Origin of the sequence: Kocuria flava (assembly GCF_001482365.1) — a bacterium.
Lineage (GTDB): Bacteria > Actinomycetota > Actinomycetes > Actinomycetales > Micrococcaceae > Kocuria > Kocuria flava.
Genome location: NZ_CP013254.1, coordinates 2692308 through 2709000, shown reverse-complemented (window position 1 = coordinate 2709000; position 16693 = coordinate 2692308). Strand labels below are relative to the sequence as shown.

Below are 16693 nucleotides of genomic sequence, written 5' to 3'. Positions count from 1 at the left end.
TAATGAAGGCTCAGGATCCTTCGTTTGTCTGCACCGCGCCGCGACACTAGCGTTCGACGGCATGTGGAGCATCTGGGGCACGGGCCTCGTGACCGGGCTGGCGCTGATCGTCGCGATCGGGGCGCAGAACGCGTTCGTGCTGCGCCAGGGCGTCCGGCGCGAGCACGTGGGCGTGGTGGTGGCCCTGTGCGCGGCGAGCGACGCCGTGCTCATCCTCGGCGGCACGGCCGGGATCGGCGCGCTCGTGGTCCGGTTCCCGACGGCCCTGGAGGTGCTGCGCTGGGGCGGGGCGGCCTACCTGGCCTGGTGGGCGGCGCGCTCCTTCGCCTCGGCGCTGCGGCCGGCGGCGCCGGCCGCGCAGGCGCCGCGCTCGCGCGGGACGGTCGTGGCCACGACGCTCGCGCTGACCTGGCTGAACCCCCACGTCTACCTGGACACCGTGGTGCTGCTCGGGGGTCTCGCCAACCAGGAGGGCGCGGGCGGGCGCTGGGTCTTCGCCGCCGGCGCCGTGACGGGCAGCCTCGTGTGGTTCTCCGCCCTGGGCTGGGGTGCCCGCGCGCTGTCGGGCGTGCTGGACAGCCCCCGGACGTGGCGGGCGGTCGACCTGGGCGTCGGGGTGGTCATGCTCGTCCTGGCCGTGGGCCTGGTCCGGGGCTGAGCCGGGAGTCCGGCGCCCGCGGGCGTGCGGTGCTGCGGGTCCCCGGTCCGGGACGGCGTTCCGGCGGATCCGGGACGGCCCCGGGCGGGCACGGCGGGGCCCGGGCCGGCGCACTAGACTGCTGCGGTGCTGATCCTGCTGCCGCCCTCCGAGACCAAGACCGCCCCCGCCGCCGGCGCCCCCGCCGGCCCGGACACCCTGTCCTTCCCCGAGCTGGGGGCCGCCCGCCGCGAGGTCCTCGCGCACCTGGAGCGGGCGAGCGCCCGGGCCGACGCCCTCGAGGTCCTGGGGGTGGGGGAGCGGCTGCGCCCCGAGGTGGAGCGCAACACCCGGCTGGCGCAGGAACCGGCCGCACCGGCCCTGGAGGTCTACACCGGCGTGCTCTACGACGCCCTCGACCCCGCGGGGCTCACCCCCGCGCAGCGGGCGGCGGCGGAGGCCTCGCTCGTCGTCGTCTCGGCGCTGTGGGGCGCGGTGCGGCCCGCCGACCGGATCCCCGCCTACCGGCTGTCCATGGGCACGCAGCTGCCCGGACTGGGCCGGCTCGCCGCCCACTGGAAGCGCCACCTGCCCGCCGTCCTGGGCCCGGCGGCCGGGGACGGGGTCGTGGTCGACTGCCGGTCGGCGGCCTACGCCGCGGCCTGGCGCGGTCCCCGGGAGCGGACGGTGGCGGTGAAGGTCGTCCGGGAACGGGACGGGAAGCGGACGGTGGTCTCGCACATGGCCAAGCACACCCGCGGGCTGCTCGCCCGCCACCTCGTCGAGCGCGCCGCCGCGGGGCGTCCGGCGCGGTCGCCGCAGGAGCTGCTCGCGGCCGCCCGCGAGCGCTGGGACGCCGAGCTCACCGGGCCGACGGCCCGCTCCGCCGGGGAGCTCGTGGTGGTGCGCACCGAGGACTGAGCCCCGTTCCGGGCGCGGGCCGCCTCCGCGGACGGGAGCGGCCCCGCCCCGGTGGTGCGGGTCAGTGGCCGAAGGGGTCCTCGTCGACGCCCGGCAGCCAGCTGCTCCCGCCGTGGCCCCAGCCCTCGGCCTTGACCGCCCTGCGCGCCCTGCGGCCCCACTTGTCGTTGAGCCGGTCGACGTAGAGCTTGCCGTCGAGGTGGTCGTACTCGTGCTGCATGACGCGGGCGAACCACCCGTTGGCCTCGAAGTCCACGGGGCGGCCCCCGGCGTCGAAGCCGGCCACCCGCACCCAGTCGGCGCGCTTGAGCGGCCAGCTGTGCCCGGGCACGGACAGGCAGCCCTCGGCCTCCTCGTCCGGGTCGGGGGCCTCCTGCGAGACCTTCCCCAGGGTCAGGACCGGGTTGACCAGGACGCCGCGCGGGGGGACGCCGTCGTCGTTGCGGAAGGCGTAGGTGAAGATCCGCAGGCCCACGCCGATCTGCGGGGCCGCCAGGCCCACGCCGTGGGCGGCGTCCATCGTCTCGTACATGTCCTCGACCAGGGCGCGCAGCTCGTCGTCGAACGCGGTGACCCGGGCGGCGGGACGGTGCAGGACGGGGGTTCCGGTGATCACCACGGGACGGACGGCCACGGCGGTCTTCCTCTCACCGCGCCGGCGGCGCGGGGGACGGGGACGGACGACGACGAAAGGCCGCCCCGGGGACCCCGGGGCGGCCTTTCGCGCGAAGGGTGAGCGACGGGGGTTGAACCCGCGACCTCCTGGACCACAACCAGGCGCTCTGCCGACTGAGCTACGCCCACCATGGACACCCCGCGGAAGCGCGTTCCGCTGGGCAACGCCTACGAGTGTACCCCATCGCCGGCGGTGCTCCGCACCGGACGGGCCCGGGATCCGCTCCCGGCCGGGGACCGGCGCGGGGACGCGGCCCGGGGGTCCCTGCCGGGCGTCGGGGCCTCAGGCCTCGGGGGTCTCCGCCGCGGGCTCGGCGCCCGTGCGCGAGGCGGTGATCTCGGCGGAGATCGCCCGGGCGGTCTCGGAGTCCGGCCCCGGGTCGGCGGCGAAGACGGCCCGGCGGTAGTAGCGCAGCTCGTCGATCGAGTCGCGGATGTCGCCCAGGGCGCGGTGGTTGCCGGTCTTGGCGGGGGCCTGGAAGTAGGCGCGCGGGTACCAGCGGCGGGCGAGCTCCTTGATGGTGGAGACGTCGATCACCCGGTAGTGCAAGTGCGCCACGACCTCCGGCATGTCGCGGACCAGGAACGTCCGGTCCGTGCCCACGGAGTTCCCGCCCAGCGGGGCCTTCCCGGGCTCCGGCACCCACTGGCGGAGGTAGGCCAGGACCTGCTCCTGGGCCTCGGCCATGCTCACGCCGCGGGGCAGCTCCTCGAGCAGCCCGGAGGCGGTGTGCATGCCGCGCACGAACTCGCCCATCTGCGCGAGCGCCGCCTCGTCGGGGCGGACGACGACGTCGACCCCCTCGCCCAGCACGTTGAGCTCGTCGTCTGTCACCAGGGCGGCGACCTCGATGAGGGCGTCGTGCTCCAGGGACAGTCCCGTCATCTCGCAGTCGATCCACACGATCCGCCCGTTGGGGCGTCCGTTGGTGTTCGCGCGTCCGTTCGTCGTAGCCACCCCGCCAATCTATCGTGCGCGCCGCCCCGGGGCGTCGGGCGGGGCGCCCGGGCGGGCGGTCCCGGTCGCCCGGACGGACCGTCCCGGTCCGGGGCGGGGGCGCACGCACGCCCCGGGGCGCCCCCGAGTGCCCGTCCGGACCCGTCGGGGCCCGCGGGTGCCGTCCGGGCCCGTCGGCGGGTGCCGCCCGGGGGGCGGGGATAGGATCGGGAGGACCTCGGGTCCGCGCTCCGCCCGGCCGCGGCACCCCTCGGCACCGGACGGGCACGACTGGGAGAGCAGTGCGCACCACCTCGAGGACCGGCCCGGCCGCAGCGGGCGAGCGGACCCCGCTCGCCCTGCCCGGCGGCTCCCAGTACGTCTCCGGCTCGCCGCTGCGCACCGTCGTGATGGGCGCCGTCGGCTCCCTGATGCTCCTCGCCGGCTCCCTCGGCGTCGGCTGGCTGGCCTCCGTGTCGCCGCTGCGCCAGGAGCCGCTGATCATCGCCATGCGCTACACGACCACGGGGGTGATCGCCTCCATCCTGCTCGTGGCCGTGGGCGGGATGCTGCTGGTGCGCGAGTGGCTGCGGCTCGGGCAGAAGCTCAACCGGTGGGGGCCCGGGTCGGGCCGGTGGGTGCTCGCCGCCATCGCGGCCTGGACGGCGCCCATGCTGGTGGCCGTGCCGCTGTTCAGCCGCGACGTCTACTCCTACATCGGCCAGGGCCGCGTGATGGAGAGCGGGCTCAACCCCTACGAGCACGGCGTGTCCACCATCGACAACTTCTTCCAGCTCGGCGCCGACCAGATGTGGTCGGAGTCCCCGCCCCCGTACGGGCCGCTGTTCCTGTGGATCGAGCAGTTCGTCGTGGCCGTCACGGGGGCGGACCCCGACGCCGCCGTGCTGCTGTTCCGGGCCCTGTGCGTGCTCGCCGTGCTCGCGTGCATGTGGCTGATCCCGCGGCTGGCCCGCCTGCACGGGATCAACCCCGCCCGCGCGCTGTGGCTGAGCGTGGCCAACCCCCTGTTCCTCACGAACTTCGTGGTGGCCGTGCACAACGACGCGATCATGATCGCCCTGGCCCTCGCCGGCACCTACGTCGCCGCGGCGCACCGCACCTGGAAGGGCGGGGTCGCCGGGACGGTCCTGGTGACCCTCTCCGTGGCGATCAAGCCCATCACCCTCGTCCTCCTGCCCTTCATCGGCCTGCTCTGGGCCGGGCGCGGGGCGTCCTGGCCGCGGCGCTTCGTGATCTGGGCGCTCACCCTCGCCCTGTCCGTGGCGCTGCTCGGGCTGATGGGCCTGGTCAACGGCTTCGGCTTCGGCTGGGTCGCGGCGATGTCCACCCCCGGCTCGGTGTGGATCTGGTACGCCCCCGTCGGCTTCCTCGGCAGCCTCGCCGCGTCCTTCGCCGCGACGATCGGCGCCGACTCCGGGCAGTGGCGAGACACCGTGCACACGTTCTTCCAGGCGCTCGCGGTCCCCGTGATCCTCTGGCTGATGTTCCGCGGCCGCGACGAGAAGCTCGTGCGCCGGCTCGCCTGGGCCTTCGCGACGATCGTGCTGCTGTCCCCGATGATCCAGGCCTGGTACGTGGTGTGGCTGATCCCCCTGTTCGCCGTCACCGGCATCCGCAGCGACTGGCAGGTCGACATCCTGTTCTTCCTCACCGCCTTCTTCATGGTCTACGCCGTCTCCGACCAGATCGACGTCTTCCCCTACCTGGACCTCGACCTGAGCTCGGGCCGGCTGATCGCCTCCGTCGTCGCCCTGTCCTACGGGGTGTACCTGTGGTTCATCGACCCGGCCACCCGCCGGCTCTTCCGAGGCCGCTACTCCCCGCCGCCCGCCCAGGCGGTCATCTGACGGGCGGTCGTCGGGGACCCGTGCCGCACCCGTGCCGGCCGGGCCGTGTTGATAGACTTCCCGGCGGCGTCCGGGCCCGGCCCGGTGTCCCGCCCCAGTAGCTCAGCGGACAGAGCAGGAGCCTTCTAATCTCTTGGTCGGGGGTTCGATTCCCTCCTGGGGCACCAGAGCATGCACGTCGTCCCCGATCCCGCCCGCAGCGCCCCGGACCCCGGTCCGGGGCGCTTGCTCCGTCCCGGGGACGCCCGGGGCCCGGGCCCCCTCCGGTCCCGGCCCGGGTGCACCCGGCCGGGACCGGGCACCGCCGGGCCGGCCCCGGAAGCGTGTCCCGGCGCGGAAGAGGGGACAGCACACCCCCGTGGATTTGCATACATTAATCAGCATCGGGGGTCCGCCATCTCAGTTCCGGGCGGGACGGCCCCCGGGCGGCGCCCGCGCCGGGGGACGGGCGGGGCGCGCCGCACGAGCACCGGCACGAGAGCACTGGGGGATCGGGATGAGCGTCATCGTCACGCGCAGATGGGTCGGCGGGGGACCGCGCCACTTCCACTACGACACGTCCGAGGAGGCCGAGGCCGACACCCGCGACTTCATCGCGAGCCGGCTCGGGGAGGACTGCGACCCCGCGCGGGTCGAGGAGCTCGCCCGCCGGGCCCTGGGCTGCGACTGCGTCCGGCTCGACGTCGACGGCGGGGGGATCGACATCGGTCCCGCCCTCGTGGCCTGAGGGCCCCGGCCCGCACCACGGCACGACGGCGGGCCGCCGGCCGCTGCGGCCACCACGGTCCCGCCGCGGCCCGCCCGGCCCGGTGACCTCGCTCCCCAGGAGCCCGGTCGCCGGGCCGGGCGCCGTCGTCGTCCACAGGCGCCGCCGGTCCCGCGCTCCTGCGGGGTCGGGACGGTCAGGCTGGGCGGACCCCGAGCACCCGGGGCCCGACCCGGCCGTCCGGCCGCCGCCCGAAGGAGCACCCATGACCGAGCAGATCACCGTCCGCGGCTACGTGGCCACCGACCCCGAGTCCCGCAGCCTGCCCGACGGCACCGTGGTCGTGACCTTCCGCCTGGCCTCGACGCCGCGGTGGTTCGACGCCCAGAGCTCCACCTGGCGCGACGGGCACACCAACTGGCTGACGGTCCAGGCCTTCCGCGGCCTCGGCCTCAACGCGCTCGCGAGCCTGAAGAAGGGCCAGCCGGTCGTGGTCGTCGGCCGGCTCAAGGTCCGCTTCTGGGACGGCGAGAACGGCCGGCACACCGCGGTCGACGTCGACGCCGTCTCGATCGGCCACGACCTGGCCCTGGGCACCGCGTGCTTCCAGCGCACCGTCACCGCCGCCGCGGCCGGGGAGCGCGAGCGGCCCGGCGACCCCGCCGCCACGGCGGACGGGGCAGAAGGGACGGCGCCCGAGGGCGTCGACCCGGAGACCGGCGAGCTCCTCCGGGAGGCGCAGCCCGCCGGGGCCGGCGAGGACCGGGCCCCCGCCTGAGGCGGGGAGCCCGCACCGGGCGGCCGCCGGGGCGCCCGGACCCCGGCGGCCCGCCCGTGCCCGGGCGCCGGGAGGGTAGCCTGGAGGGCATGGCGGAATTCATCTACACCATGTCCAAGGCCCGCAAGACCGTGGGCGACAAAGTCATCCTGGACGACGTCACCATGTCGTTCTATCCGGGCGCCAAGATCGGCGTCGTGGGCCCCAACGGGGCCGGCAAGTCCACGATCCTGAAGATCATGGCCGGCCTCGACCAGCCCTCCAACGGAGAGGCCCGCCTGAGCCCCGGCTACACCGTCGGCATCCTGCTCCAGGAGCCGCCGCTGAACGAGGAGAAGACCGTCCTCGGCAACGTCGAGGAGGGCGTGGGCGAGATCAAGGCCAAGCTCGACCGCTTCAACGAGATCTCCGAGGAGATGGCCCAGCCCGACGCCGACTTCGACGCCCTCATGGAGGAGATGGGCCGGCTGCAGGAGGAGATCGACGCCGCCAACGCGTGGGACCTCGACTCCCAGCTCGAGCAGGCGATGGACGCGCTGCGCTGCCCGCCGCCGGACGCCGAGGTCTCCGTGCTCTCCGGCGGTGAGCGCCGCCGCGTGGCGCTGTGCAAGCTGCTGCTGCAGAAGCCGGACCTGCTGCTGCTGGACGAGCCCACCAACCACCTGGACGCCGAGTCCGTGCTGTGGCTCGAGCAGCACCTGAAGGACTACCACGGCGCCGTCATGGCCGTCACCCACGACCGGTACTTCCTCGACCACGTCGCCGAGTGGATCTGCGAGGTCGACCGCGGCCGGCTCTACGGCTACGAGGGCAACTACTCGGCCTACCTCGAGACCAAGCGCGCCCGCATGGAGGTGCAGGGCAAGAAGGACGCGAAGCAGGCCAAGCGCCTGGCCGACGAGCTCGAGTGGGTGCGCTCCAACGCCAAGGGCCGCCAGGCGAAGTCCAAGGCCCGCCTGGCCCGCTACGAGGAGATGGCCGCCGAGGCGGAGAAGACCCGCAAGCTCGACTTCGAGGAGATCCAGATCCCGCCGGGGCCGCGCCTGGGCAACCTCGTGATCGAGGCCAAGGACCTGCAGAAGGGCTTCGGGGACCGCTCCCTGATCAAGGGCCTGTCGTTCTCGCTGCCGCGCAACGGGATCGTGGGCGTGATCGGCCCCAACGGCGTCGGCAAGTCCACCCTGTTCAAGACCATCGTGGGCCTGGAGCCCCTCGACGGCGGCGAGCTGAAGGTCGGCGACTCGGTCAAGATCTCCTACGTCGACCAGAACCGCGAGAACCTCGACCCGAACAAGTCCCTGTGGGAGGTCGTCTCCGACGGGCTGGACTACATCAACGTCGGCAACGTGGAGATGCCCTCCCGCGCCTACGTCTCCGCGTTCGGGTTCAAGGGCCCGGACCAGCAGAAGAAGGCCGGGGTGCTCTCCGGCGGGGAGCGCAACCGGCTCAACCTCGCGCTGACCCTCAAGCAGGGCGGCAACCTGCTGCTGCTCGACGAGCCCACCAACGACCTCGACGTCGAGACCCTGGCCTCCCTGGAGAACGCCCTGCTGGAGTTCCCGGGCTGCGCCGTGGTCGTCTCCCACGACCGGTGGTTCCTCGACCGGGTCGCCACCCACATCCTCGCGTGGGAGGGCACCGAGGAGGAGCCCGACCGCTGGTACTGGTTCGAGGGCAACTTCGAGTCCTACGAGGCGAACAAGGTCGAGCGCCTCGGGGCCGACGCCGCCCGCCCGCACCGGGTCACCCACCGCCGCCTGACCCGCGACTGACCCGCCGCCCGGTGCCGTCCGCCCCGGCGGCCGCACCGGGTGCGGTGGCCGCGGCGGGTCCGCGGCCACCGCGGCACCGGAGGGCCGGTCCGCGCGCGTGCGCGGACCGGCCCTCGGTCGTGTGCGGACGCCGTCGTGCGCGGACGTCGTCGTGCGCGAATCAGGGCGCGCTCGGAACCCGGCGAGCATGGACGTCGTCGTGCGCGGATCCGGACGTGCTCAGGCGCCGGCGGGCGGGCCGCGGCCGGCGCGGTCCCCGCCGGACGGCGGGACCGGGTCCCGCCTCAGGAGAACTCGGGGAACCGCAGCATGCCCTCCTGGGCGGTCGTGGCGATGAGCACGCCGTCGCGGGTGAACATCCGCCCCACGCCGAGGCCGCGGGCCGAGGAGGCGTTCGGGGAGGACTGGACGTAGAGCACCCACTCGTCGGCCCGGGCCTGGCGGTGCCACCACATGGCGTGGTCGAGGGAGGCGATGTTCATCCCCGGCTCCACCCACGTCTTCCCGTGCAGGCGCAGCACCGGCTCCAGCAGGGTGTAGTCGCTGGCGTAGGCGAGGGCCGCCCGGTGCACGTCCGGGTCGTCGGGCAGCGGCTTGAGCGTCTTGATCCACACCGCGTTGTAGGGCTCCCCGCTCCGGTCGGGGCGGAAGTAGATCGGCTCGGTGATGTAGCGGATGTCGAAGGGCCGCTCGTAGGCCACGGCACGGGCCTCGGGGGCGTCGATGTGGCCCAGCAGCTCCCGGGCGCTGGGCAGCGACTCGGGGTCGGGCATCCCGCGCGGGGCCTCGTCCTGGTGCTCCAGCCCCGCGGCGGGGACCTGGAAGGAGGCGATCGCCGAGAGGATCGCCCTGCCGCGCTGGTAGGCGTGCACGCGCCGGGCCGAGAAGGAGCGGCCGTCGCGGATGCGCTCCACGCCGAAGGTGATCGGCTCGGACACGTCCCCGGGGCGCAGGAAGTAGGCGTGCAGGGAGTGCACGACGCGCTCCTCGTCGACCGTGCGCATCGCCGCGGTGGTCGCCTGGGCCAGCACCTGCCCACCGTAGACGCGGGAGCGGGGACTCATCACCGTGTGGCCCACGAAGATGTCCTCCAGGGTGCGGGCACCGCCCCCGTCCGCCAGGTCGAGCATCTCCACCAGGGCCTGCGTCGGGTCGTCGATCGCGCTGTAGGTCATGGCGTCAACCCTAGTCCAGCGCCCCCGCCCGCCCGGTCGGACGCCCCGCGCCGCGGGGCGTCCCGGGCCGCGGGGCGTCCCGGGCCGGCTGCGGCGGGGCCCGCGGCATGCGGGACGGGCGGCCCTGCGGCACGGGACGGCCGGACCGGATGTGATGGGATGGGACCATGCCCTCCCTGCTGATCCCCGTCCAGATGCGCTTCGGCGACATCGACAGCTACGGCCACGTCAACAACGTCACCATGCTCCAGTACCTCGAGGACGCCCGCGTGCGGCTCATGCGCCTGCCCCTGCCGTCAGACGCCGGTCCTGCCGCGGCCGCCGGATCCGGTACCGCGCAGGACGGACCCGGCACCGCGCAGGACGGACCCGCGCCGGACGAGCCGGCCGCCGACGGGACGGGGCAGCTGTCCTTCCGCGACCTGGTGGGGGAGCGGCTGACCGTGATCGGCCGCCAGGAGGCCGAGTACACCGAGCAGCTGCTGTGGCGGGCCGAGCCGGTGTTCGTGCGGGTGTGGGTCTCCGCGGTCGGCGGGTCGAGCTTCGTGCTCGACTACGCCGTGCAGGAGGAGGACGGCTCGCGGGTCTACGCCGTGGCCCAGACCGTCGTCGTGCAGATCGAGCGGTCCTCGGGGCGGCCCTCGCGCCTGGACGCCGCCCAGCGCGCGGCCCTCGCGCGGTGGGCCGACGAGCCCACCCGCTTCGCCCGCCGGCCCGCCCCGGCGGGGGAGTGAGGCCCGTGGGGCGCTCGCTGCCGCTGACCGACCCGCGCGACGTCGCCGACCTGCGCACCTTCCTCACCCGCGCCCGCGGCGTCGACCCGCAGGGGGCCGTCCGCTTCCAGGCCCGGGGCCGGGCGCTGGGCGCGACCGTGTGCGTGCTCGAGCCCCGCGGGCTGCTGGACCGCACCCCCACGGTGCTCGGCCTGCGGGCTGTGGCCCTGGCCGAGGAGCTCGAGCTCGACGTGACGGTGCCCCTGGGCGGGGTCCTCGACCGGCTCCCCCGCCAGGAGGCGGGCACGACCGAGGTCGGGCTGCCGCCCGTGGACGCCGGCGTCTCCTGGGCCGGGATCGCCCCGCCGCTCGGGGGCTGGACCCCCGTCGGCCGGCTGCCCGGCGACGCCGTGCGCGCCGCCGCCCGGGAGGGCGTCGCCGAGGTCGCCCGGGCCGTCCCGCAGGACGCCGGGGGCGCCGTCGTCGACGCCGTGCGCGCCCGGGTCTGGGGCCGCCCCGCCTCCTGGGCCGCGCCGCTGGAGGCGGCCCTCACGGGCGGGCCCGTGCCCGAGGGCGCGGCCTTCGCCGCTTGGTCGCTGGGCTTCGTGCCCCCGGGCGCGCCGGTCGCGGTCGCCGAGCACGGGCGCTGGGTGCGCCTGAGCGCCCCCGGCGGGCACGTGCTCGCCCGCCGCTGAGCGGACCGCACCGAGCCGCGGCCGGGCGCGGCCCGCTCAGCCGGGCCGGTTGATCATCGCGTGGGCCGCCCGGTCGAGGTAGTCCCACAGGATCCCGTCGTGCAGCGGGGAGAGCTCGAGGGTGTCCAGGGCCGCCCGCATGTGCGCCAGCCACGTGTCCCGGGCCCACGTGTCCACGGGGAAGGGCATGTGCCGCATCCGCAGCCGGGGGTGGCCGCGCTGCTCGGAGTAGGTGGTCGGCCCGCCCCAGTACTGCTCGAGGAACATCCGCAGCCGCTCCTCGGCGGGGCCCAGGTCCTCCTCCGGGTACAGCGCCCGGAAGCGCTCGTCGGCCGCGACCCGCGCGTAGAACTCGTGGACGAGCTTCGCGAACGTCTCGTGCCCGCCGACCTGGTCGTAGAACGACGACGCCGCACCCGCCTCGGCCTGCTCCCGGCCGTCGCCGACCTGCGGCACCGGGCGGCGCACCTGCGAGAGCGGCACGCCCACCGCGAAGGAGCGGGCCCCGGCCGGAGCGGCCGCCTCGGGATTCGTCGCCGGCCCGTCCGCGGGGCGCTCCGCCGGACCCCGGTCCTGCGCGGCGCTCACGCCTGCACCTGCGCGGCCGCCCCGGCCCGGGCGTCGACCTGCTGGGCGCGCACGGCGCGGTGCACCGCGTCGCGCTGCTCGAGCACGATCCGGCGCAGCCCGTGCAGGTCCTCGGGCAGCTCGGCGAGGAACGCGTCCGCGGCCACGAGCACGGAGGGCTCGGGCAGGTTCGGGAACATCCCGCCGGCGATCTGCTGGGCGAGCTCGTGGGTGCGGGTGCGCCAGATCTGGGGGACGGCCGCGAAGTAGGGGCCCACGTAGGGCTCGAGCAGCGCCGGGTCGGCCGCGGTGCGGAAGCCGTCGATCGCCGCCTCCTGCAGCGAGTTGGGCAGGTCGCCGTCGACCATGATCCGCTGCCAGGCGCGGGCCTTGGCCTCCGCGGTGGGCACCGCCGCGCGGGCGCGGGCGGCGGCGATCGCCCCGTTCTCGGTGTTGTCCTCGGCCAGCATCGCGTCCACGTCGGCCTCGCCCCGGCGGCCGCCGGCGCACAGGCCGGTCAGCACGGCCCAGCGCAGGTCGGTGTCCAGGGGCAGGCCGGGCAGCTCGCGCCGGCCCGCCAGCAGCTCCTCGAGCACGTCGAGCTGGGCGGGGGTGCGGGCCTGCCGGGCGAAGGCCCGCAGGAACTGCAGCTGGTGGTCGGACCCAGCCTCCGCCGACTCCGTCAGCTCCTGCAGCCGCTCGGCGGCCTCCCGCTGGACGGCCTCGCGGGCGGGAGCGGCCACGTAGCCCTCCAGCACCGTCTCGAGCCGGCGCAGCTGGACCTGCAGGGTCGTGGACTCGGTCTCCCGGGCGATGTTGCCGAGCACCAGCTCCACGTAGCGGCGGGCGGCGGTCTCGCCGTCGTCCACGCCGTCCCACACCGAGCCCCACACGAGGGCGCGCGGCAGCGAGTCCTCGAAGGTGCCCAGGTGGGTCAGGGCGGTGTCGAGCGAGGGCTCGTCCAGGCGGATCCTGGCGTAGGCGAGGTCGTCGTCGTTGAGCAGCACGAGGTCGGGGCGCTCCCGCCCGACGAGCTCGGGCACCTCGGTGACGGGCCCGTCGACATCGAGCTCGAGCCGGTGGGTGCGCACCAGCCGGCCGTCGAGGTGGTCGTAGAAGCCGATCGCCAGCCGGTGCGGGCGCAGCACGGGGTGCTCCTCCGGGGCGGTCTGCTCGATCCGGAAGGAGCGGATCACGCAGTCGTCGTCCTCGGCCACGACCGGCACGAGCGTGTTGACCCCGGCGGTGCCCAGCCACTTCGCCGACCAGTCGTCGAGGTCGCGCCCGCTGGCCCGCTCCAGCTGGGCCAGCAGGTCGGACAGCTCCGTGCTGCCCCAGGCGTGGGCCCGGAAGTACTCGGCGAGCCCGGCCATGAACTGCTCCTGGCCGACCCAGGCGACGAGCTGCTTGAGCACCGAGGCGCCCTTGGCGTAGGTGATGCCGTCGAAGTTGACGAGCACGTCCTCGAGGTCACGGATCGGGGCGACCACGGGGTGGGTCGTGGGCAGCTGGTCCTGCTCGTAGCCCCAGGACTTCTCCCCGGCGGCGAAGGTCGTCCAGGCCGCGGTGAACCGGGTCGCCTCGGCGGCGGCGAGCGTGGACATGTACTCCGCGAAGGACTCGTTGAGCCACAGGTCGTTCCACCAGCGCATCGTCACGAAGTCCCCGAACCACATGTGCGCCAGCTCGTGCAGGATCGTCACGGCCCGCCGCTCCACGCGCGCCTGCGTGGGCCTGGACCGGAAGACGTAGAGCTCCACGAAGGTCACGGCCCCGGCGTTCTCCATCGCCCCGGCGTTGAACTGCGGCACGAACAGCTGGTCGTACTTCTCGAACGGGTAGGCCCGGCCGAACTGCGCCTCGAAGAACGCGAAGCCCGCCCTGGTGATCGCGAACATCTCCTCGGCCTCGACGTGGTCCATCAGGGACCGCCGCGCGTAGAGCCCCAGCGGGATGCGCCGGCCGTCGGCGCTGGTGAGCTCGTCGTGCACGGAGGCGTAGGGCCCGGCGATCAGGGAGGTGACGTAGCAGGGCACCACGGGAGTGGGGGCGAAGCGCCACGTGGCCGCGCCCTCCCCGGCGGCCTCCGGCTCGGGGGTGGGCTGCGTGGAGACCACCGTCCAGTGGGCCGGGGCGGTGACCGTGAAGGCGAAGCGGGCCTTGAGGTCGGGCTGCTCGAACACGGCGAAGACCCGACGCGTGTCGGCGACCTCGAACTGGGAGTAGAGGTAGACCTCCTGGTCCACGGGGTCCACGAACCGGTGCAGGCCCTCGCCGGTGGTCATGTACCGGAAGTCCGCGTCCACCGTCAGCTCGTTGTGCTCCGCGAGCTCCCCGAGCCGGATCCGCGCGCCGTCGGCGACCTCGCCCGGGTCCAGCGCCCGGCCGTTGAGCACCACGGAGTGCACCGCGTCGGTGATCGCGTCCACGAAGGTCGAGGCGCCGGGGGTCGCCCGGAACCGCACCGTCGTCGTCGACCGGAAGATCCGCTCCCCGCGCGTGAGGTCGAGGACCACCTCGTAGGCGTCCACCGCCACGGTCGAGGCGCGCTCGGCGGCCTCCTCGCGGGTCAGGTTGGTTCCGGGCACGGCGTGCCGTCCTCTCGTCGGGGTCAGGGGGACGACCGCGGCCTCCCGGCCGCGGGAATTCCCCCATTATGACAGCCGTCCCCGTCCCGGCCAGGGAGCCCACGGGCCCTCCGGGCGCTCCCCGCGCCGACTACCCTGGGAGGGGCCCGCCGCGGCGGGCCCCTCCCCGTCCCCGTGAGCCCAGGAGCACCCGCCCATGCGCGTCCACATCGCCACCGACCACGCCGGCCTCGACCTCTCCCGCTACCTCGTCGAGCAGCTCACCGCCGCCGGCCACGAGCTCGTCGACCACGGCCCGGCCGAGTACGACGCCCTCGACGACTACCCGGCGTTCTGCATCGCCGCGGCGCTCGCGGTACGGGCCGACCGCGAGCAGGGCCTGGACGCCCTCGGCATCGTGCTGGGCGGGTCGGGCAACGGCGAGCAGATCGCCGCGAACAAGGTGGCGGGCATCCGCGCCGCCCTCGCCTGGAACCTGGACACCGCCCGCCTGGCCCGCCAGCACAACGACGCCCAGGTCGTGGCCGTCGGCGGGCGCCAGCACTCGCAGGAGGAGGCGCTGGCCATCGTCACCGCGTTCCTCGACGAGCCCTTCTCCGGCGACGAGCGCCACGTGCGCCGGATCGGCCAGATCGCCGAGTACGAGACGACCGGCACGGTCGCGGGCCGGCTCGAGGACCTCGCCCCGCGCACGTTCCCCGCCCGGGGCGCCTGAGTGCCCGAGGGCCACTCGGTCCACCGCCTCGCCCGCCAGTTCGCCGACTGCTTCGCCGGCCAGGCCCTGGCCGTCAGCTCCCCCCAGGGCCGCTTCGCGGCCGGGGCGGCGGCGCTGGACGGCGCCGTGCTCGAGGACGCCCGCGCGCACGGCAAGCAGCTGTTCCTCGACTTCGCCGGGGACCGGGTGCTGCGCTCGCACCTGGGCCTGTACGGGGCGTGGAGCTTCGGCGGCACGGAGCGCTTCCGCGGGGCCTCCTCCATCGGCGCCCCGCGCCGGATCGGGGAGCGGGAGGACGACGACGACACTCCCGCCGACGGCCCGCTCTCGGTGCCCCCGCCGGTCGGGGCGGTGCGGGTGCGGCTGGTCGGCGAGGAGGGGTGGGCCGACCTGCGCGGGCCCTCCCTGTGCGTGCTCGAGACCCGCGCCGAGGCCGACGCGGCCCGGGCCCGGCTGGGCCCCGACCCGCTGGACCCGGCGGCGGACCCGGAGCCGTTCCTGGCGGCGCTCGCCCGCAGCCGCCGGCCGGTCGGGGCGCTGCTGATGGACCAGGCGGTCGTGGCCGGGATCGGCAACATCTTCCGCGCCGAGTCGCTCTTCCGCCGCGGCGTGGACCCGGCCGCCCCGGGTCGCTCGCTCGACCGCGCGACGGCGGAGGAGCTGTGGGCGGAGAACGTCGCGCTGATGCGCACCGGCGTGCGGCTGGGCCGGATCGTGACCACCGACCCCGTCGACCGTCCGGGGATCCCCGAGGAGCGGGCCTGGCCCGACCACGCCCACTACGTCTACGGGCGCACCGGGCTCCCGTGCCGGCGCTGCGGGACACCGGTGGCGGCGGCGCCGCTCGAGGCGCGCACTCTCTACTGGTGCCCCACCTGCCAGCGCTGAGCCCCGCCGCCCTCCCGGCGGTGCGCCCCGTCGGCGGTCCACCCCGGCTCGCCCCTGCCGTCGTGCCGCAGGCGCTCCGCCCTCACTCGCCCGTGCCGCGGCGCCGCTGATCCGACGGCGCCGTCCGGACCAGGGCGGGGCGCACGCTCCGGCGTGCTCCTGCCGGCGGGGTGGCCGGGGTGCTCCTGCCTGCCGGGGTGCTCCTGCCTGCCGGGGTGCTCCTGCCTGCCGAGGGGCTCACGCGCCGGCGTGCTCCCGCCCGGGTCCGGTGCGGGCCAGGAGCACCACGCGCCAGACCGGGGCGCGGAGCGAGACCACGGGCTCCAGACCGCACCGGTCGAGCACGGCGAGCATGGCCGCGGGGGAGTGGGCGTAGTTGCGGAACGGGGAGCCCGCCGCGCGGTAGACCAGGTTGAGGGCCCCGGCCGCCGCCCGCCCCAGCGCTCCGCCGGGCGGGTGGCTGAAGACCAGCAGGCGCCCGGTCCGGCCGGCCGCAGCGGTCAGGAGCCGCTCGTGGTCGGGGTAGCAGCACACCACCCGGTTCAGCACCACGACGTCGTGGACGCCGACGGCCCCCGGATCCACGGCGAGGTCCGTGCGGCGGCGCACGACCCGGTCGCCGAGCCCGGCCGCGGCGGCCAGCGCGGCGGCGTCGGCCTCGTAGGAGTCCACCAGTTCGAGGTTCGTGGTGCGCTCCACCCCGCGGCGCAGCAGCTCGAGCTGCAGGTCGCCGACGCCGCCGCCGATCTCCAGGACGGTGGCGCCGGTGATCCCCTGCGCGGTGAGCAGGCCTGCGACCTTGCGGGCCGTGCGGTCGAGGCCGCGGCGGCGGTAGCGGCGCGCCAGGTGGTGGGCGAACCGGGGGCCGAAGACGCGCTCGTAGCCCGCGGGCCCGCAGCAGCTGGACATGGCGGCAGGATACGCCCGGTCCGCCCCCGGTGTCCCGGGCACCGCGCTGTCCCCGGGCCGCGGCCCCGGGCCGCGGTACCCCGCCGTGGCAGCTCCGCCGCGGCACCGCGTTCCGCCGGACCCCGCGCCCGTCGGCGGCACCTGACCGC

16 protein-coding genes and 2 tRNA genes are annotated in these 16693 nt (G+C 75.4%); 11 read left to right on the top strand and 7 right to left on the bottom strand.

Annotated elements, in window-relative coordinates; translation table 11 throughout:
* The first annotated feature begins 61 nt into the window (after positions 1-61).
* Both AS188_RS12075 and AS188_RS12070 read left to right on the top strand, forming a co-directional pair.
* Positions 62-658, top strand: a complete 597-nt coding sequence (locus AS188_RS12075) for a LysE/ArgO family amino acid transporter (protein WP_058859061.1) — start codon at positions 62-64, stop codon at positions 656-658.
* 126 nt (positions 659-784) lie between these two features.
* Positions 785-1558: a YaaA family protein gene (locus AS188_RS12070; protein ID WP_058859060.1), complete on the top strand. Its 774-nt coding sequence runs from the start codon at positions 785-787 to the stop codon at positions 1556-1558.
* 61 nt (positions 1559-1619) lie between these two features.
* Here AS188_RS12070 and def read toward each other — a convergent pair whose 3' ends face one another.
* The 3 genes from def to orn all read right to left on the bottom strand — a co-directional run bounded on the left by def (position 1620) and on the right by orn (position 3119).
* Positions 1620-2192 (bottom strand): peptide deformylase, encoded by a 573-nt coding sequence (def, locus tag AS188_RS12065; protein ID WP_058859059.1) that lies wholly within the window; start codon positions 2190-2192, stop codon positions 1620-1622.
* Positions 2193-2289: 97 nt separating this feature from the next.
* Positions 2290-2362: transfer RNA gene (locus AS188_RS12060), tRNA-His, on the bottom strand.
* A 154-nt stretch (positions 2363-2516) separates the two neighbouring features.
* Positions 2517-3119, bottom strand: a complete 603-nt coding sequence (gene orn / locus AS188_RS12055; RefSeq protein WP_058859910.1) for an oligoribonuclease — start codon at positions 3117-3119, stop codon at positions 2517-2519.
* A gap of 353 nt (positions 3120-3472) precedes the next feature.
* On the opposite strand from orn, the gene mptB reads away from it, so the two are divergent.
* The 5 genes from mptB (at position 3473) to ettA (ending at position 8294) form a co-directional block, all read left to right on the top strand.
* On the top strand, positions 3473-5038 hold the full coding sequence (gene mptB, locus AS188_RS12050; RefSeq protein WP_058859058.1) for a polyprenol phosphomannose-dependent alpha 1,6 mannosyltransferase MptB: 1566 nt from the start codon (positions 3473-3475) through the stop codon (positions 5036-5038).
* Between the two features lie 91 nt (positions 5039-5129).
* Positions 5130-5205: transfer RNA gene (locus AS188_RS12045), tRNA-Arg, on the top strand.
* Positions 5206-5534: 329 nt separating this feature from the next.
* Positions 5535-5765: a hypothetical protein gene (locus tag AS188_RS12040; protein WP_058859057.1), complete on the top strand. Its 231-nt coding sequence runs from the start codon at positions 5535-5537 to the stop codon at positions 5763-5765.
* Between the two features lie 244 nt (positions 5766-6009).
* Complete coding sequence (locus tag AS188_RS12035) at positions 6010-6522, top strand: single-stranded DNA-binding protein (RefSeq protein ID WP_058859056.1); 513 nt, start codon at positions 6010-6012, stop codon at positions 6520-6522.
* A gap of 89 nt (positions 6523-6611) precedes the next feature.
* Positions 6612-8294, top strand: coding sequence for an energy-dependent translational throttle protein EttA (ettA, locus tag AS188_RS12030; RefSeq protein ID WP_058859055.1), 1683 nt, complete (start codon positions 6612-6614; stop codon positions 8292-8294).
* A 284-nt stretch (positions 8295-8578) separates the two neighbouring features.
* On the opposite strand, the gene AS188_RS12025 is transcribed toward ettA, so the two are convergent.
* Positions 8579-9469, bottom strand: a complete 891-nt coding sequence (locus AS188_RS12025; protein ID WP_058859054.1) for an acyl-CoA thioesterase — start codon at positions 9467-9469, stop codon at positions 8579-8581.
* Between the two features lie 167 nt (positions 9470-9636).
* Between AS188_RS12025 and AS188_RS12020 the strand changes: the two genes are divergently transcribed.
* Both AS188_RS12020 and AS188_RS12015 read left to right on the top strand, forming a co-directional pair.
* Complete coding sequence (locus AS188_RS12020; RefSeq protein WP_058859053.1) at positions 9637-10203, top strand: acyl-CoA thioesterase; 567 nt, start codon at positions 9637-9639, stop codon at positions 10201-10203.
* 5 nt (positions 10204-10208) lie between these two features.
* Positions 10209-10877, top strand: a complete 669-nt coding sequence (locus AS188_RS12015; RefSeq protein ID WP_058859052.1) for a DUF8185 domain-containing protein — start codon at positions 10209-10211, stop codon at positions 10875-10877.
* 36 nt (positions 10878-10913) lie between these two features.
* On the opposite strand, the gene AS188_RS12010 is transcribed toward AS188_RS12015, so the two are convergent.
* Both AS188_RS12010 and pepN read right to left on the bottom strand, forming a co-directional pair.
* Positions 10914-11333, bottom strand: a complete 420-nt coding sequence (locus AS188_RS12010) for a globin (protein ID WP_058859909.1) — start codon at positions 11331-11333, stop codon at positions 10914-10916.
* Between the two features lie 128 nt (positions 11334-11461).
* A complete protein-coding gene (pepN, locus tag AS188_RS12005; RefSeq protein ID WP_058859051.1) occupies positions 11462-14032 on the bottom strand; it encodes an aminopeptidase N in 2571 nt (856 codons plus the stop codon).
* Positions 14033-14228: 196 nt separating this feature from the next.
* Here pepN and AS188_RS12000 point away from each other — a divergent pair, with 196 nt between their 5' ends.
* Together AS188_RS12000 and AS188_RS11995 are read left to right on the top strand one after the other, a co-directional pair.
* Positions 14229-14747, top strand: coding sequence for a ribose-5-phosphate isomerase (locus AS188_RS12000; protein WP_058859050.1), 519 nt, complete (start codon positions 14229-14231; stop codon positions 14745-14747).
* Positions 14748-15635 carry an Fpg/Nei family DNA glycosylase gene (locus AS188_RS11995; protein WP_058859049.1) on the top strand — a complete coding sequence of 296 codons (888 nt, stop codon included), beginning with the start codon at positions 14748-14750 and terminating at the stop codon, positions 15633-15635. It begins immediately after the preceding gene.
* 237 nt (positions 15636-15872) lie between these two features.
* Here the strand turns inward: AS188_RS11995 and AS188_RS11990 are convergent, their stop codons facing one another.
* On the bottom strand, positions 15873-16544 hold the full coding sequence (locus AS188_RS11990) for a class I SAM-dependent methyltransferase (protein WP_058859048.1): 672 nt from the start codon (positions 16542-16544) through the stop codon (positions 15873-15875).
* Positions 16545-16693 lie beyond the last annotated feature (149 nt).

Excerpts from the sequence above, each read along its gene's own strand:
- AS188_RS12075 (WP_058859061.1), top strand. The coding sequence starts at position 62 with ATGTGGAGCATCTGGGGCACGGGCCTCGTGACCGGGCTGGCGCTGATC.
- orn (WP_058859910.1), bottom strand. The coding sequence starts at position 3,119 with ATGACGGGACTGTCCCTGGAGCACGACGCCCTCATCGAGGTCGCCGCC.
- AS188_RS12040 (WP_058859057.1), top strand. The coding sequence starts at position 5,535 with ATGAGCGTCATCGTCACGCGCAGATGGGTCGGCGGGGGACCGCGCCAC.
- AS188_RS12035 (WP_058859056.1), top strand. The coding sequence starts at position 6,010 with ATGACCGAGCAGATCACCGTCCGCGGCTACGTGGCCACCGACCCCGAG.
- ettA (WP_058859055.1), top strand. The coding sequence starts at position 6,612 with ATGGCGGAATTCATCTACACCATGTCCAAGGCCCGCAAGACCGTGGGC.
- AS188_RS12025 (WP_058859054.1), bottom strand. The coding sequence starts at position 9,469 with ATGACCTACAGCGCGATCGACGACCCGACGCAGGCCCTGGTGGAGATG.
- AS188_RS12020 (WP_058859053.1), top strand. The coding sequence starts at position 9,637 with ATGCCCTCCCTGCTGATCCCCGTCCAGATGCGCTTCGGCGACATCGAC.
- AS188_RS12000 (WP_058859050.1), top strand. The coding sequence starts at position 14,229 with ATGCGCGTCCACATCGCCACCGACCACGCCGGCCTCGACCTCTCCCGC.
- AS188_RS11990 (WP_058859048.1), bottom strand. The coding sequence starts at position 16,544 with ATGTCCAGCTGCTGCGGGCCCGCGGGCTACGAGCGCGTCTTCGGCCCC.